Source organism: Parvularcula sp. LCG005, from assembly GCF_032930845.1.
In the GTDB taxonomy this organism is placed as follows: domain Bacteria; phylum Pseudomonadota; class Alphaproteobacteria; order Caulobacterales; family Parvularculaceae; genus Parvularcula.
This window is the reverse complement of the sequence record NZ_CP136758.1, coordinates 454645-471275: the sequence shown is the minus strand read 5'-3', so window position 1 is coordinate 471275 and position 16631 is coordinate 454645. Positions and strand designations below refer to the sequence as shown.

Sequence of the window (16631 nt, the reverse complement as noted above, 5' to 3'; positions counted from 1 at the left end):
TGCGGCTTTTCTGGTGCCTGTTTTCCGAACCTGCCGCCCTCGCCGCGACCATTCCTGTCCGTCAGCAAAAAGGTGTGCGAGATGATTGTCGGGCCCTTCTGTCGCACTATTATGATTATACGGGACACGAACGCTGAGGTTGATGACGGGCGTGAGCAAAAATACCGATATTGTTCTGAGCCTCGATCAGGTGACGCAGATTGAAGTCATCCCCACAATTCTCGATGTGGTCTGCAAGACGACGGGCATGGGCTTTGCGGCTGTAGCCCGCGTGACGGACGATAGCTGGGTCGCATGCGCCGTCAGGGATGAGATCGATTTCGGCCTCAAGCCGGGCGGTGAGCTCGATGTCAAAACGACGATCTGCCACGAGATTGAGCAGCACCGTGAGGCGGTCTTCATCAACCACGTGGCCCAGGACGACGTCTGGCGTGACCACAGGACGCCGCAGCAATACGGGTTTCAAAGCTACATCTCCGTGCCCATCGTCCTGAGGGATGGCCACTTCTTCGGTACGTTGTGCGCGATCGATCGAGAGCCCGCAGATGTGCGCAAGCCAAGCATCTCAGGCATGATGAAGCTCTTTGCAGAGCTCATCGCCTTTCATCTCGACGCCCAGCGAAAGATGCAGAAGAGCGACAACGCCCTTGATGATGAGCGACACACCAGCGAACTGCGCGAACAGTTTATCGCTGTTCTCGGCCACGATCTGAAGAACCCGCTGGCTGCTTTTCAGTCCGGGCTGCACCTTCTGTCTCAGAGTTCCACTGACGACCGAACGCGGCAGGTGACGAGGCTGATGCAGCAGAGTGCCGACCGCATGCACGAGCTGGTCGACAATGTCCTTGATTTTGCCCGGGGTCGCTTGGGCGGCGGGATTCCCATCCATCCGGCCGACACGGACATCTCTGTACTTGTCTCAAACGTCGTGGCCGAACTGCAGAGCAGTCATCCGGGAAGAGATATCCGCACCACGCTGCAGGTCGACCGCACATGCCTGGTCGATCCGGGGCGAATGGCGCAGGTCGTCTCGAACCTGCTGGCCAATGCGCTTACCCATGGCGCGACTGATGAGCCCATTATCATCAGCGCACGTACCGACAGCGCCGGGCTGATGCTGTCTGTCTGCAATGGCGGGGATGAGATCGACGAAGTAACACGCAAGACGCTGTTCCACCCCTTTTTCCGGGGGCGTCACGACCGGCCCCGCGACGGACTGGGACTTGGCCTCTACATCACCTCGGAAATCGTCAGCGCGCACAATGGGGCCTTGACCGTATCGTCAAGCCCCGAGCAGACGTGCTTTAACGTCTTCATCCCGCACGCCCAGTTGCTCCACGCAGTGCCGCGCTAGGCGGATCGACGCCGCGATTCGAAGAACGGCGTCATGCGCGCGATCGCGTCCAGTACCTCTGCCTCCGTGACCGCGAAGCTGAACCGCATATAGCGATGCCCCTCTTCCGGATCGAAGTCGACACCGGACGCCGTGGCAACGCCGGTCTGTTCGAGCAGTTCGCGGCAGAGCACCCGGCTGTCATCGGTAAACTCATCGACATTGGCATAAATGTAAAACGCCCCATCCGGCGGCGCCATCTCCGTGAGCCCAAGACGCGGTAGGGCTTCGAGCAGATGCGCCCGATTACGCCGATAGGTATCGAGGTGACTGGTCAGTTCATCCGTACAGGACATGGCCGCGAGGGCCGCCGCCTGACTGAGGGATGGAGGGGTCAAAAAGAAATTGCCATTGATCGCCACGGTCCTGTCGATCTGCTCTTCCGGCACCACGAGCCAACCGAGGCGCCAGCCCGGCATGAGATAGAATTTCGAAAAGCTGTTGACCACAAATGCATCGGTCGTGAACTCGGTGATGCTCGCAGCCGCGGCGTCATAGGTCAGGCGATTGTAAATCTCGTCCGAGATGATGCGTATTCCCCGCTTCGCACAGGCGTCAGCGATCGCCGCCATCTCATCCCTTGGGATAATTGAACCCGTCGGGTTGGCGGGACTGGCCACGATCAAGCCGTCAGGTGCCGGATCGATTGATCGGATCATATCCGCTGTCAGCTGAAAGCCGGTGTCACTGCCACAGGTCAGTTCAACAGGCTCCATGTTCAGGCCGATGACCGTGTTGCGATGCGCCACATAGCCGGGTTTGGCCATGGCAATGCGTGCACCCGGCGCAAAGCCCGCCGTCAGGGCGAGTACCATTGCAGGCGACGCGCCGCAGGTCAGGAAGATCTGGGCAGTTGAGATCGATACACCGTAGAGCGAAGAATAGGTGTCCGCGATAGCAGCGGTCAGCTCCTCGTTCTGCCAGTACCCCGGCACACCGGCATCCAGCATGTCTGCCGCGGCGGACATGACCGCGGCCGGTGGGCGCGCGGAGGGTTGGCCATATTGCATGTGAACAATCGAACGGCCTTCTGCCTGCATCTGAAACGCGAGGCGCCCGATTGTCATGGCATGGAATGGGCGGATCTCTTTCGTCATTTAGCGCCAGTACAATCGTCGTCAGGACAGTAAACCGTGTAGTCCCCGCTGAGGGCGAGAGTCGCCAGCATGTAGAGCATGCCGTTATAATACCGGTAGGTACCCGTTGGCGGCTCGACAGACCAGAAGTCTTCGACAAACGCTCGCGTCCAATCAGCATCAGTGGCCATTGCGCCCGTGGCATTCATCGCAACGAGGCCGGAAGCTTTGTAACCGCTTCCCGCCACTGGCTGGCCATTCATCTTGAAAGACGACCGATAGCCGGGCGCCGATATGCCGCCGCCGCGCTCGGGATCGGCAAAGAACCCAAGCAGACATTCACTCAAGCCGGCCTGGCGCTCATCAACGCCCCACCATGCTGCGTCCACGGACCAGTTGAAGATGGTTCGCCACGCGTCGACCTGAAAATTCTCAGAGTCGGGATTGAACGGTGCGCGGACCGGCTCACCGTCGAACCCCGCATAGTCTGCCATCAGGCAATGATCGGGATTGCGCGTTTTGATATTGGCGAGATAGTCCCGACTGACATCGCGGATCGTGGCCCAGCGCGCCCGATCCTCCGGCAGAGCCCAACGGCTGAACAGCTCATAGAAGGCCGGCAGGTGGTAGGACGGATCGCTATACTCGGCATTTGCACCACTTGGCACAAAAACAATCATGTTCGTCTCGGCGTCGATCATGTTGGTTACGCGGTCGACGACGCCGCCATTGTCCTCTTCCTGATGCAGCATTTCGCGCAGGATTTCATCGGCATGGGCCTTGTAATCCAGTTCACCTGACACGCTGCCCCAGCGGGCATCGGCGAAATAAAGCGCCATGGCGAAATATTCTTCACCATCCGGCGCTGGTCCGCGGCTCTTACATTCCTCTTTCCACGGATCATAGTGCCAGCAGAAATAGCCCTCCAGCGGGCCCTCTTTATTCAGCATCCGCCGATAGGAAAAACGCCAGATGCGATCAAAAACGTCGCGGCGGTCCATCTGAACCGCGATCATCATGGCGTAGGACTGGCCCTCAGTCCGAACGTCAGCATTGTGGATGTCGACGACGAACCCCTCATCGGCGCCAGCTTCGAAATACAGCCGCTCTGTCTCGACGTCGCCTTCGAAATAAGTCGACCACATGCGGTTAATTCGGCTATCAATCTCAGCCTCGGATTTGCCGATCTCAGAAAAAAGGTTGGGCGTAGTCGGTCCGGTCTGGGCCATCGCTGATGGACTGGCCGTCAGCAAGGCGAGCGTCCCAAGAACCTGTCCCCATATATTCCAATATCGCTGCCGCACCATCTGATCCTCTGTTCGCCAAACCGGCCCTGAGTGTGGCGCAGGCCGCGGGGGCGCCACAACCCCTCACTTTCTCGATCCCAGGACCGGTGATAGACGCAAGGCCATGACCATGACCGATCAAAAGACGCCGGACGCCGCCCCTGAGGGATGGGTTGACCGCATGCCATCAAAAGTGCGGCCCTACTTGCGACTGATGCGCGCAGACCGACCTGTCGGCATGTGGCTGTTGTTCTGGCCCTGCATCTGGGGGTCCCTGATCGCGCGCCCTGACGGCACGTCGCCCCAAACGCTTTATGGCTACTGGCTCCTCTTTCTGATCGGTGCCTATGTCATGCGGTCAGCGGGCTGCGTCTATAATGACATCGTCGACCGGGATATCGACGCCAAGGTCGCGCGGACGGCATCACGGCCGGTGGCGGCAGGCATCGTCAGTGTCAGGAGCGCCTGGCTGCTTCTTGTTGGTCTCAGCCTGATCGGACTTGTGGTCCTGCTACAGCTCGGCCTCGTCGCGATCCTGACCGGCATGGCCTCACTGGCACTGGTGGCCGGCTATCCGTTCATGAAACGCATCACCTGGTGGCCGCAGGCGTGGCTCGGTCTGACCTTCAACTGGGGCGCGCTGGTCGGTGCAGCGACGCTCGCAGGCACCATTCCGATGTCTGCGGTCCTTTATTACGCAGCAGGACTGTTCTGGACCCTTGGCTACGATACGATCTATGCCCATCAGGACCGGGAGGATGACGCCCTGGTGGGCGTCAAATCGTCTGCCCGTCGCCTGGGCGACGCGTCCAAGAAAGGTATCGCCATTTTTTACGGCATTGCCCTCATGCTGGCCGCGACCGGACTTCTTGTCGCAGGGGCCGGATGGGGCACCTTATGGCTCTTGCCCGCCAGTGCGCATATGGCCTGGCAGGTCGCAACGCTCGATATCAATGATGGGCATCGCTGTCTGATGCTTTTCAAATCCAATGTCTGGACGGGACTGCTTTTCGCCCTGCCCTGCCTGGCCGCCTGAGGTTTCCGTGATGATCCGCCGTATCGCCGCCCTGCTCGCCCTTATTGCCGTGTCATTGGGGGCTTTTGGTGCCCATGGCCTCGACACCGTGCTGACAGGCGAAGCCAAAGAATGGTGGGAGACGGCGACCTTCTATCTCCTGGTTCACGCTGTGGCAGCGCTTCTGCTCGATGGGTTCGGCGCCAGAAGAGCAGCCATCTGTGCCATGGCAGGGAGCGGTCTTTTTGCCGCAACGCTCTACGCCATGGCTCTCGGCGCCCCGACCTTTCTGGGGATGATCACGCCCATTGGCGGGGTTCTGATGCTGGCGGGCTGGGCCATGGTTGCCTTTGGCCGTTTCCACACCAAGTAACCTTTCAGCCGGAGGCGCGAATAACGGATCATGAAAAACACTTCTCCATCCCCCCGCCTTTCCCGACGCACTTTCCTTTACGCTAGTGCGGCCGTCGGCCTTGCTGCCTGTGGTGGCGGGGCAAATGGCCGCGAGGACAAAAAAATGACGTCTTCGCCTGACAATACTGATGTGAACTGGGCCGCCCTTAGCAATGAGGAGTGGCGTGAGCGCCTGACCGAAGAAGAATTCCGCGTCCTGCGCAAGGAAGGCACGGAACGGGCGGGCACCTCGCCGCTCAATGGCGAGAAGCGTGACGGCACGTTCGTCTGCGCGGGCTGCGCTCTGCCCCTATTTGATGCATCGACGAAATTCGAGTCCGGTACCGGCTGGCCATCCTTCTACGACCACCTCCCCGGTGCCGTCGAAACGAAGCGGGATTTCAAACTGATCCTGCCGCGCACGGAGTATCACTGCAGCCGTTGCAGCGGGCATCAGGGTCACGTCTTCAACGACGGCCCCGGGCCCACTGGCCTGCGCTATTGCAACAACGGCGTCGCCCTCAATTTCATCCCGGCCTAGTCGACCAGCAGGGCGGCTGCCGCGGCCCCCATGTCGCCCATGACGTTGTATCCCTCCTGATTGTAGTGGAGGTCGTCGATCATACGTCCCTCAACGGGGAAGTCTTTGGCGCCGCTGAAGATCACATGGATACTCGCCACGTCATTGGCAGCAGCGTTCTGCGCATCGCGAAACGCCGCATAGAATGTCTCGTTGCCGCCATCAGCGCGTGCCCCCAATTCGAAGATGAAGAACGACGTCGCTGGCAGTGTGAGGTCCGTCTGCAGATTTGCCGCGAGGGTTTCCAGCGCGGCTTCATGGCCGCAGGCGTGACACCCGCCGTCCCGATCGACATACGGTTGGCCTCCGCCTCGCCCTGACACCAGAGGGCGTTGACGCTGTGCACGGTATAAATCGACCCGTTCAGGACTGTGTCCATCGCAAGGTTCATGGCGGTGACGGCCGCACCGTAAAGAGCGCCCTCAACCTTGTCCCAATTGCCGTAGCCAATATCGGCTTCCGGCAGGAGCGCCGTCGCACCGACCGCCTTTGACACGACCACCGCCGCCCGGCCGGTTTCCGCATACCAGCGATTGCCGAAAGCAGGCAGGCATGACCCGGTATTCGCATTGCCGACGGGGTCTGCGAGCGTCGCCAGCATGTTCTGCTGCGTCAGGGCAAAGCCGCTACCCGCATTGACGGATGGGCTGAGCGTCTTGTCACCCTGCCCCTCCATATTGGACTGTCCAATGGCAAGGAACAGGTCCACTTTCGTTGGTGCACTGAGCCATTTTTCTGCGAGATAGCGCTGAAGGTCGCGCACTTCATTATCGTTGAGCTGGCGCGTGAAGCCGACGACCTCTCCGATCAGCCCCCTGAAATGATAGCCGACACTGGTCGTGATCCACGCCCCAAGTGTGGCTCGGTCCACCGTGAACCCATTCACGTCCTGCGCGATATCATTCAGCACACGGAACCCATCAATCCACAGGCTGGTTGCGGTGCCGGAATGGTTGATCGTAACCACGTGAGGTTTTGTATCCAGTGGCGTGGCGTCCAGCGGGATACCCGCGGCACTGGTCTTGGCGATCCGCCACCGGCCGTTGCCGTTGCTGCCAAACCAGGCCGAAATCCCGGCATTTGACGAGCGCCCCAGACCAAACGGGATTGAAATACCGCCCGAACCCGTCTCGTGCTGAACGACCAGGCTGATCGACCAAGGCAGGTCATTTCCCGAAATGGCGTCGGCAAAAGCGTTGAACGACAGATATTCTGAGCCCGTGAACCGCATGGCACCGTGACCATCGATGGCAGCAGCTTCGATCAGCGGTTGTGCCGATCCTGTCGTCTGCACCGCGTGCAGATCATTGCCGGACTTGTCATTCAACTGGGCAATGCGCGACGCGGTTGAATCAATGCTGCCGCCATCGGATGGATCATACCAAACCGACAGGCCGTCGATCGCGGCGGGCGTGAAAGGTGGCTCGCCCCCGTCAAAGGCCGGCGTGTTGGGGAATGATACGGCGCCGGTCAGGCGGTTGATGACGATCGCATCAAAGAAGGACGTCCCATCAGGACTGACTTTGATCAGGAAGTCATCCGTCCCCGTCAGGCCAAATTCTGCCCGCGCGGAATAATTGGTCTGGAAGAGCTGCGAGGCCGTGTTCGAGGCTGATGCCTTGTTGAGGACCTGCCGAACATCGCCGCTGCCCGGCGTCACGTCGTCGTGACTGAACAGGACGGCATTCGTCTTGACCGCGAGACGATTGGTCGTGTCGGCTGTTGCGTTGACGCCAAACTGCGGCGCGCTGTCCCCAAGACCTGAGGCCAGAGCCGTCCACTCGGTCCCGTTCCAGACCACATGGCGCGCCTCGTCAGCGACATAGGCGGTCATGCCCTGCACCGGAGCGTACTCCATCCAGGCGTTGTCTTGGAAAACGGCAACAGAGGCCGCGCCCATCACCCCCCATTGAAGGCCTTCCCGGTCCGGCGAAAGAATATAGCCATCGCCCTGCCCGGGCTCAGCCGGCTGTTCCGTCACACTCCGGCTGATCACCGATAGATGGACCAGCGCATCGAGAGCGCGCGTCGCCTCGTTTACCGTCACATGTTTCTGCGCCTGTGCCGCCTGAACATAGGGAAGTGATAACCGATCCGACCGTTCCATATCGTCCGCGCTCCTTGCAGTATTTCGCTGGAGCCTAAGGGCGGCAGAGAGAACGAGGACAAGTTTTTCCCGCGTCAGAGCCGCCCTATATTGCAGGGATGAAACCCGAAGAGCTGCTGCACCCCACGCCTCAGGGCCTGTACTGTCCACCCGGCGATTTTTTCATCGACCCGGTGGCGGCGGTGTCGCGCGCGATCATCACCCATGGCCATGCAGACCACGCTCGGGCGGGTCACGGCGCCGTGATTGGCACGCCGGAAACCCTCGCCATCATGGCGGCGCGGTATGGCGAGGCTTTCACCGAAGCCAGAGAACCGCTGGCCTACCGCAACAAGGTCGACGTCAACGGTGTCACGGTCTGGCTGGCCCCGGCCGGGCATGTTCTGGGCTCGGCCCAAGCTGTGATTGAGCATCAAGGATTGCGCATGGTGGTGACCGGCGATTTCAAGCGGCGGCGCGACCCCACCTGTGAAGCGTTTGAAGTTGTGCCCTGCGATATCTTTATCTCGGAAGCCACCTTCGCCCTGCCGGTCTTTCACCATCCCCATACCGCCGAAGAAGTCCGTAAGCTGATCGACTCCCTTCGCCAGTTCCCGGAACGCGCGCACCTTGTCGGGGCCTATGCCTTGGGCAAGGCACAGCGCGTCATCTGTCACTTGCGCGAAGAAGGCTATGATGAGCCGATTTACATCCACGGTGCGCTGCAGGCGCTATGCGATTTGTATCGAGAATGGGGCGTCGATCTTGGTGAGCTGCGCCCCGCGACCGTGAAAGATGATCGGGGCAGCAAACAGGATTTTGCCGGCAAGGTGATCATCTGTCCGCCGTCGGCTGTGCAGACGACCTGGGCCCGCCGCTTTCCCGATCCGGTCACCGCCTTCGCCAGTGGCTGGATGCGCGTGCGCCAACGCGCCAAGCAGCGGGGTGTCGAACTGCCGCTGATCATCTCCGACCACGCCGACTGGGAAGAGCTGACACGGACCGTCGAGGACGTTGATCCACGCGAACTATGGGTGACCCATGGCCGGGAGGATGCCTTCGTGCGATGGGCGGAAATCAATGGCCGGATCGCACGTCCGCTTCGCCTCGTCGGCTATGAGGACGAAAACGAGTGATCGCCTTCGCCCATCTTCTCGAACGGCTGATCAACACGCCGTCGCGCAATGGCAAGATTCGTTTGCTGACGGACTTTTTTGCCAACACGCCGGATCCGGAACGCGGTTGGGCCGTCGCCGCGATTACCCGCGATCTGGAGATTGCTTCCGTCAAGGCCGGCGCGATCCGCAGCCTTGTCAACGCCCGCGTCGATGAAGAGCTGTTTCAGCTGTCCTATGATTATGTCGGCGACCTCGCCGAAACGGTGTCGCTGATCTGGCCCGCCCGTCACGGGGCAAACTACATCCCCACGCTCAGTGATGTCGTGCATACCCTGCAAAATACCTCCCGCGCTGAGGCGCCAAAGATTGTTGAGGGATGGTTTGATGCGCTTGATCCCTCCGGTCGCTGGGCCCTGATCAAGCTAATTACAGGGGGGTTGCGCATCGGCGTCGCAGCCCGCCTCGTCAAACTTGCGCTCGCGCGGTATGGGAAGATGGAGCCGCAGGCCATAGAGGAGCTGTGGCATGGTCTCGAAGCCCCCTACACGGAGCTTTTCACTTGGCTCGAGGGTAAAGGGCCAAAGCCGGAAAGTGCGGCCCATGCACCGTTCCGGCCGGTCATGCTCGCCCACGCTGTCGAAGCCGAAGACCAGCCCAAGATCGACCTGTCGCAGATGAGCGTCGAGTACAAATGGGACGGTATTCGTGTGCAGGCGGTCGAAGAAGCGGGCACCGCAAGGCTCTACACCCGCACCGGTGACGACATTTCCGCGACGTTCCCGGACATTACCCACCACCTTATTCCCAATGCGGCGATTGATGGTGAGCTTCTGGTCTATGACCCAGACAAGCCTGATACGCTTGCCGTTCGGCCCTTCAACGATCTGCAACAACGGCTGAACCGCAAGACCGTCACCAAGAAGATGCTGGCCGAATATCCCGCTTTTATCAGAGCCTACGATCTTCTTTGGCACGACGGAGAAGACCTCCGTCCCCTTACATTTGGCGAAAGGCGTGAGCGTCTCGAAGCGCTGATCGAAGAAAGTGGGACAGAACGCGTCGATATTTCCCCTATCATCACCGCCGCGGACTGGGACGAGCTTGGCGCCATCCGCAGTGAACCGCCCGATGATGCGATCGAAGGGGTCATGCTGAAAAAACGCAGCGCACCGTATGTCCCCGGTCGCCCCAAAGGCGAGTGGTGGAAGTGGAAGCGGCAGCCGTTTCTCGTCGATACTGTGCTGATGTATGCCCAGCGCGGGCATGGCAAGCGATCGAGTTTTTACTCGGACTATACATTCGGTGTGTGGCGTGAGAGCGACGCAGGGCTCGAGCTGGTGCCCGTGGGCAAGGCCTATCACGGCTTCACGGATGCGGAACTGAAAAAGATCGACAAATTCGTCCGTGACAATACGATTGACCGGTACGGCCCGGTCCGGTCCGTGGCCGCTACGCCCGAAAAGGGCCTCGTCTTTGAGGTCGCCTTTGAGGGATTGGCGCGATCCAGTCGGCACAAATCTGGCGTTGCCATGCGCTTCCCGCGGATCAATCGTCTGCGCTGGGATAAACCGGCCGCCGAAGCTGACCGCATTGAGACGCTGGAGGCCATGTTGCCTGCCGGGGCGTGATGTGCCACCTTTCGTTCTGACAATTGTTGGGGGTAGATATGGGCACTATTTTCGTCGCAGTACTGGCTGCACTGGGCCTGGGCGGCATTGGTGATGAGACACCCTCACCATCAGGCTATACGGGGTGGCAGGAAGGCCGCCTTTCAATGAGTTGGGAAACCAAATCCAAGACAAATGAAGCCAGCATCGATATCCCGACAGCCTATGCGATGAAAGACGGGCTCTCGCAGCTTTATTTCGTGTGCGACGCATCAACCTATCGGCTTCGCATCGCGGAAACGCCTGTTCCTATCGATGGCTTTCACGGCACGCAGGACCGGAAAGTCCGGAGCAAGTCATTCCTTCTGTATATTGATGATGAACTTGTCTATCGAGGCACGGCTCAGCACTATATGCAGCTCGATTTCTACGCTCCGATGGAACGTGAGCCTGCCGCGAAGCTGTTCAATGCTGTCGTCCGCGGCCAGACCGCCGCCTACAGCATTAAGGGCCGGAAAGAACAGGTTCCGCTCTGGCTCCCGCCGATGGATGACGAATTCAAGTCCTTCGTGAAGGCGTGCAAGGACCTGGCGGCAACCTACGGCGGAAACTAGGTCAATCGGTGCAACACGAACAGCCAGAAGGAGATCGTGGCGATTGACGCGGCGGTCGCCAACAGCACGGCGCTGGCTGCCGCACCTAAGGCCCGGCCGTAAATCGCAGCGAAGACATAGGCATTGACGCCCGTCGGCATCGCAGCGGTCAGAACCGCGGACCGCAGAAACTCGTCCGATAGCGGAAAAACAGTGGTGCCGAGCAGCAGGGTGATTGCCGGATGCGCCATCAGCGACAACCCGGCCACCATACTGGCCGCGCCCAACGAGCGGCGCATTTCATAGCGCGTGAGCACCCCGCCCATGGCGAACAGGGCCACCGGCAGTGACGCGTTCGCCAGCATGTCCACCACCTGCATGATCGGCTCCGGCAGTGTCAGCCCTGACAGATTGACCAACAGACCGGCTGCAATCCCCAACATGAGCGTATTTTTCAGCATGGTGCGGAGGATCGCCGCGACTGCCCCTCCCATACCCTTGCCGGTCTGGCTGACCAGCTCCATGGCGGTGATGCCGACAAGATAGCAAAAGGTCGAATGGACCGCGATGATGGCAAAATTGGGCGCAAGGGACGACGCGCCAAAGGCGCGCTCCATGATCGGAATGCCGAGCAGGAAGCAGTTCGAGAACAGCGCCCCGAAGCCGATCACCACCGAATCCGGTGCCTCCCGCCCGATGACCAGTCTTGCGCCAAACGTTGCCAGCAGAAATGAGATGAACGCACCAATGTAGAACGATAGTAGCAGATTGGCTTCAAAGACCGTTGCCAGATCCAGCTGCATCATCGCCCGGAACAACAGGGTGGGCACCGCCAGCTTCATGGCGAAAGCCATCATCCCTTCGGACGTCTCGATCTTGAAGACACCCCAGCGAGTACCGCCATAGCCAAGACCGACCAGCATGAAGACTGGCAGGACGACAAGCAGGATCTCAAGCATCTTCGGTACCCGTCACGAGCGCGGCCTCGAGAAACGCTTCGTATAGGACCTTTAAGCGGGGCTGGTCGCGCAAGGCGTCAAGATTGTGATTGATTGTCTGCATGTCCCGGCGTTTGACTGGCCCCGTCAGGCTGTCAAAGGGCGAGCTTTCAAAATTCCGCATCAGCGCCATGAGATAGGGTTTCATCATCACGACCGGATCAAGCTCCAGCCGCTGATCCATCACTGCCGCTACTTCGTTCCAGAGAAACGTGGCCAGATTGCCCGACAGGACAGCCAATGCGTGATAAAGCGGCCGATCCTCAGCGGCGATGGTATAGGTCGGGTTCGGCAGATATGGAAACACAGCCCCAAACGCCGCCCCAGCCTCATCACAGACAAAGGGGATCGTTCGCATGATGTCCACTGGCACGGCCTCCGGTGGAAAAGCATAGAGGGGGTGCATGCCGGTCATGCCGGGGGCGACCAGCGCGCCGGAGAAATGCACGAGCGTCTTGCCCGACAGGCTGGATGCATTTTCCTCTGCCCACGGCACAATTGCATCATCACGAATGGCGATCAGGACGGTGGAGGTGCCCGCCACCATGTCCTCAACCGTGCCGCAGGCGCCTATCGCCTCGCGCCGCCGCGACCAGTGGTCGATTTGCGCGGCAGTTTCCGTCAGATAGGCGTGAAGGCTTGTCGCGAGACGGCCATCACCGATAAGGGCATAGGTCGGGGTCATGCCCCTCGCCTACACGCCCTTCCCAGTCCGGCAAAGGCCGTCACAGCAGATCCAGCTCATCCTGTTCTAGCTTCTTGATTTCATCACGCAGACGCGCGGCTTCCTCAAATTCGAGGTTCGCTGCCGCCTCACGCATCTGCTTTTCAAGCGCGGCAAGATGGGTCTTGAGGTTAGCTCCTGCGGCGGCATAGCTCGCCCGCTCCTCATTCATCGCGCCCATACCGGTTTTGCCCTTGGTAAAGCGCTGGGAAGTGAAGGTGGTGCCCGCGGCGGCTTTCACCGTCTCGTCATCACTATTCGCGATCTCGGCAATTTTCGCCTTCACGCTTATAGGCGTGATGCCATGCTCTTCATTATAGGCCATCTGCTTTTCGCGGCGGCGATCCGTTTCGGCAATGGCACGCTCCATTGAGCCGGTCATGCCGTCTGCGTACAGAATGACCCGCCCGTCGACGTTCCGGGCCGCACGGCCAATCGTCTGCACCAGTGAGGTCTCGGACCGCAGGAAGCCCTCCTTGTCAGCATCGAGAATGGCCACAAGCTCGCATTCAGGAATGTCGAGCCCCTCCCGCAGCAGGTTGATGCCAATCAGGACGTCAAACGCACCGAGACGCAGGTCACGAATGATTTCGATCCGCTCGATCGTGTCGATGTCAGAGTGCATGTAACGCACGCGCACGCCCTGCTCGTGCATATATTCGGTCAGGTCTTCGGCCATCTTTTTCGTCAGTGTCGTAACAAGTACCCGGCCACCGCGCTCGGCAACTTTCTTGCACTCATCAATGACGTCATCGACCTGATTGATCGTCCCGTCGGATACGGGGCGAATTTCCACTGGCGGGTCGATCAGGCCGGTGGGGCGGATCACCTGTTCAACGAACACACCACCCGTCCGGTCGAGCTCCCACGGTCCGGGCGTGGCGGAAACGTGGACGGTCTGGGGCCGCATGGCGTCCCATTCCTCAAATTTCAGGGGGCGGTTGTCCATGCAGGATGGCAGACGGAAACCGTACTCGGCCAACGTCTTCTTGCGGGCAAAGTCGCCTTTGAACATCGCGCCAATCTGCGGGATCGTCACGTGGCTCTCATCGGCAAAAACCAGCGCGTTTTCCGGCAGATATTCGAATAGGGTCGGCGGCGGCTCCCCCGGCTGGCGCCCGGTGAGGTAGCGGGAGTAGTTCTCGATCCCCTGACAGCTGCCGGTGGCTTCCATCATCTCAAGGTCGAAATTGATCCGCTGCTCCAAGCGCTGGGCTTCGATCAGCTTTCCTTCCGCCTGCAGAATAGGCAGCGTCGCCTCAAGCTCCGCCTTGATGCCCTCGACGGCCTTTTTCAGAGTCGGGCGCGGCGTGACATAGTGGCTGTTGGCATAAAGCTTGATCATGGGCAGATCACGCAGCTTCTTGCCCGTCAAGGGATCGAACTCCGTGATCGTCTCAATCTCATCACCGAACAAGCTGACACGCCAGGCCACATCCTCATAGTGTGCCGGGAAGATCTCGACGACATCACCCTTGGCCCGGAACGTTCCGCGCACGAATGAGGCTTCGTTGCGCTTGTACTGCAGGGCCACGAGGTCCGCGATCAGCTGCTGCCGCTCCACCTGCTCGCCGACCGTCAGGCTGAAAGTCATGGCGGTATAGGTCTCGACCGAGCCGATACCATAGATGCACGATACGGAGGCGACGATGATCACATCATCCCGCTCGAGCAGGGACCGCGTCGCAGAGTGACGCATGCGGTCAATCTGCTCATTGATCGTCGATTCCTTCTCGATATAAGTATCGGTCCGGGGGACATAGGCCTCGGGCTGGTAATAGTCGTAGTACGACACAAAATATTCAACCGCATTGTTGGGGAAGAAGCTCTTGAACTCCCCATAGAGCTGCGCGGCGAGGGTCTTGTTATGGGCAAGGATCAGGGCCGGACGCTGGGTCGCCTCAATGATCTTGGCCATGGTGAAGGTCTTACCCGACCCGGTGACGCCAAGCAGGACCTGGTCGTGCTCACGCTCCTTGATCCCTTCCACCAGTTCCTTGATCGCTGCGGGCTGGTCACCGGCCGGCTCATAGTCCGAGACCACCTGGAAACGCTGTCCGCCCTCTGACTTTTCCGGACGATCGGGGCGGTGCGGCGTCCACTCAATGGGCTGCATCCGCCCGTGATAGGATTGGATCGCTTCGGAAAAACCAAGGTCTTGGGGAAGGGTTTTTGTCATCACCGATAGATATGCCTTTGAGAACGATCAGGCAACACCGGGCCTATTCATCCCGCAGCAGCGTCCCCATCAGGGCCCGCAGGCGATAGCTGGCGAGGATGACATTCCGGCGCGCTGAAATTTCATTCAGCCGCGCCGACTGCAGGTCTTCCTCCACCCGCAGGACGTCGAGGACAGACCGCTGGCCTACCTCGCGCTCCAGCGTGACGCCTTGAAAAGCAAGGTCCGCGGCATTCAGCTGCGCCTTCGCCGCTTCCTGCGCGATCACCGCAGCCTGATATTCGGCAAAGGCCCCACGCACTTGCGCTTCCAGCTGCAATTGGGCGTCCGTCAGGGCAAACCGGCTCGCGCGGGCTTCGGCTGAGGCTGCGCGGACAGACGCGCCGACCGCGCCGCCCTGATAGAACGGCATGTCGAGTTCTGCCGCGATCGTCGCGTTGGAGGACTGGTCTCCCGGCAGAAAGTTGTTCTCGCCATAGGAAAGCGTGCCGCGCAGCTGGATGTTCGGCGCGCGCTGGCCTTTCGTTGCCCGGGCCGCCGCCCCCCGAGCTGCCACCATCGAGACCGCCGCCCGCAGCTCCGCATTGTTCTGCATCGCTGTAGAGATGGCGCGCTCCACATTGATCGGGACGATGAGCTCTGCGTCTGTCAGGTCCAGCTGCGGTGGTTCGACCCCGGCCAGCGCGACGAAATTTGCCCGCGCGGATTGCAGCTGCGCCACCGCCCCGGCCGCCTGCGCATCAATGGCAGCGCGACGGGCGTTGACCAGCGCCAGATCCGTCTTCGTGTTCTGACCGGTCTCGAAGGATATCTGCGCGGCCCGGCTTTCCTCCGCCACCGCCGTGAGACTTGTATCAAGCGCCACCTGACGGGCCTGCGCCGTCACTACGGCGAGATAGGCTTCGGCCACCCGAAGGGCATAGCCCTGTTTTGTCGCTTCAAATCCGGCCCGGGCCACATCGACGCTGGCGCGCGCTTCCTCAATGCCGTTCTTGATCTTGAACCCGGTGAAAAGTGGCTGTGTGACCGACAATTGGACCTGGCGCGTATCGGTGCTGCCGAAGCCTTCGAGCGGCGATGGCTCGCCATCGGTGGTCGGGGGAAACAGCGAACCGATAAGGGCGCCGCCCGCCGCACCTGGATCATAGGCGCCATCAGAAGTTTCAACGCTGCCCTGAATGGAGATGGTTGGCAGTCCCTGAGCCCGCGCCTGTGCAATGGCCTGCTCTGCCGCCGTCAGGCGCTCCGCCTCAGCCCTCAGACCAGGATTGTGCAGCAGGGCCTCACGGATCACCCGCTCGAGCGCTGGGCGTTCTGTCGGTATTTCGATGGCCCGTCCCGTATCGAGTGCGTCCACCTGTGCCGATGCTGCGCTGATACCGGTCAGTAACACTATTGCGGCAGACAGGACATTTCGCTTTCGCATGTGACGCAACCTGCCTATCGCCCTAAATGTATCGCTTACGCCGTTGCGACCGGCCGTGTGGACCAGGGCTTGCACGCGACAGCGTAGAATCGTATCCGTTGTCTTATTTCGCAACTGCGAAATATCCTTATCAAATTCTTCGCCAAGGGACACTGTC

The 16631-nt window shown here is 60.3% G+C and carries 15 protein-coding genes; 7 read left to right on the top strand and 8 right to left on the bottom strand.

Going from position 1 to position 16631, the window contains the following annotated elements:
- The first annotated feature begins 151 nt into the window (after window positions 1-151).
- Entirely contained in the window at window positions 152-1354 is a 1203-nt protein-coding gene (locus tag RUI03_RS02130; RefSeq protein WP_317288638.1) for a GAF domain-containing sensor histidine kinase, read from the top strand.
- Here the strand turns inward: RUI03_RS02130 and RUI03_RS02125 are convergent.
- Together RUI03_RS02125 and RUI03_RS02120 are read right to left on the bottom strand one after the other, a co-directional pair.
- Window positions 1351-2490, bottom strand: a complete 1140-nt coding sequence (locus RUI03_RS02125; RefSeq protein ID WP_317288637.1) for a pyridoxal phosphate-dependent aminotransferase — start codon at window positions 2488-2490, stop codon at window positions 1351-1353. The genes RUI03_RS02130 and RUI03_RS02125 overlap by 4 nt on opposite strands.
- Complete coding sequence (locus RUI03_RS02120) at window positions 2487-3776, bottom strand: glycosyl hydrolase family 8 (protein ID WP_317288636.1); 1290 nt, start codon at window positions 3774-3776, stop codon at window positions 2487-2489. Before RUI03_RS02120 ends, RUI03_RS02125 begins: the two co-directional genes overlap by 4 nt.
- Window positions 3777-3885: 109 nt before the next feature.
- Here RUI03_RS02120 and ubiA point away from each other — a divergent pair, with 109 nt between their 5' ends.
- The 3 genes from ubiA to msrB are packed head-to-tail and all read left to right on the top strand — an operon-like array spanning window position 3886 to window position 5704.
- Window positions 3886-4791 (top strand): 4-hydroxybenzoate octaprenyltransferase, encoded by a 906-nt coding sequence (gene ubiA, locus RUI03_RS02115; RefSeq protein WP_317288635.1) that lies wholly within the window; start codon window positions 3886-3888, stop codon window positions 4789-4791.
- Between the two features lie 10 nt (window positions 4792-4801).
- Window positions 4802-5143: a DUF423 domain-containing protein gene (locus tag RUI03_RS02110; protein ID WP_317288634.1), complete on the top strand. Its 342-nt coding sequence runs from the start codon at window positions 4802-4804 to the stop codon at window positions 5141-5143.
- A 30-nt stretch (window positions 5144-5173) separates the two neighbouring features.
- Window positions 5174-5704 (top strand): peptide-methionine (R)-S-oxide reductase MsrB, encoded by a 531-nt coding sequence (gene msrB / locus RUI03_RS02105; protein ID WP_317288633.1) that lies wholly within the window; start codon window positions 5174-5176, stop codon window positions 5702-5704.
- On the opposite strand, the gene RUI03_RS02100 is transcribed toward msrB, so the two are convergent.
- The gene (locus RUI03_RS02100) at window positions 5701-5844 is read right to left on the bottom strand and encodes a hypothetical protein (protein WP_317288632.1); all 144 of its coding nucleotides are present in this window, start codon (window positions 5842-5844) and stop codon (window positions 5701-5703) included. The genes msrB and RUI03_RS02100 overlap by 4 nt on opposite strands.
- Window positions 5826-7850 carry a DUF2793 domain-containing protein gene (locus tag RUI03_RS02095; RefSeq protein WP_317288631.1) on the bottom strand — a complete coding sequence of 675 codons (2025 nt, stop codon included), beginning with the start codon at window positions 7848-7850 and terminating at the stop codon, window positions 5826-5828. The genes RUI03_RS02100 and RUI03_RS02095 overlap by 19 nt, the downstream gene beginning before the upstream one ends.
- 98 nt (window positions 7851-7948) lie before the next feature.
- On the opposite strand from RUI03_RS02095, the gene RUI03_RS02090 reads away from it, so the two are divergent.
- Genes RUI03_RS02090 through RUI03_RS02080 form a run of 3 tightly spaced genes read left to right on the top strand, consistent with a single transcriptional unit; the run spans window position 7949 to window position 11168 of the window.
- Complete coding sequence (locus RUI03_RS02090) at window positions 7949-8965, top strand: ligase-associated DNA damage response exonuclease (protein WP_317288630.1); 1017 nt, start codon at window positions 7949-7951, stop codon at window positions 8963-8965.
- Window positions 8962-10575, top strand: a complete 1614-nt coding sequence (locus RUI03_RS02085; protein ID WP_317288629.1) for a cisplatin damage response ATP-dependent DNA ligase — start codon at window positions 8962-8964, stop codon at window positions 10573-10575. The genes RUI03_RS02090 and RUI03_RS02085 overlap by 4 nt, the downstream gene beginning before the upstream one ends.
- A 38-nt stretch (window positions 10576-10613) precedes the next feature.
- Window positions 10614-11168: a hypothetical protein gene (locus tag RUI03_RS02080; protein ID WP_317288628.1), complete on the top strand. Its 555-nt coding sequence runs from the start codon at window positions 10614-10616 to the stop codon at window positions 11166-11168.
- On the opposite strand, the gene RUI03_RS02075 is transcribed toward RUI03_RS02080, so the two are convergent.
- The 4 genes from RUI03_RS02075 to RUI03_RS02060 all read right to left on the bottom strand — a co-directional run bounded on the left by RUI03_RS02075 (window position 11165) and on the right by RUI03_RS02060 (window position 16474).
- Entirely contained in the window at window positions 11165-12106 is a 942-nt protein-coding gene (locus tag RUI03_RS02075) for an AEC family transporter (protein ID WP_317288627.1), read from the bottom strand. The two genes, RUI03_RS02080 and RUI03_RS02075, sit on opposite strands and share 4 nt — an antisense overlap.
- Complete coding sequence (locus RUI03_RS02070; protein ID WP_317288626.1) at window positions 12099-12830, bottom strand: DUF2520 domain-containing protein; 732 nt, start codon at window positions 12828-12830, stop codon at window positions 12099-12101. Before RUI03_RS02070 ends, RUI03_RS02075 begins: the two co-directional genes overlap by 8 nt.
- A 40-nt stretch (window positions 12831-12870) precedes the next feature.
- On the bottom strand, window positions 12871-14985 hold the full coding sequence (gene uvrB, locus RUI03_RS02065) for an excinuclease ABC subunit UvrB (RefSeq protein WP_410795898.1): 2115 nt from the start codon (window positions 14983-14985) through the stop codon (window positions 12871-12873).
- 106 nt (window positions 14986-15091) lie between these two features.
- On the bottom strand, window positions 15092-16474 hold the full coding sequence (locus RUI03_RS02060; protein WP_317288624.1) for a TolC family protein: 1383 nt from the start codon (window positions 16472-16474) through the stop codon (window positions 15092-15094).
- Between the last annotated feature and the right edge of the window lie 157 nt (window positions 16475-16631).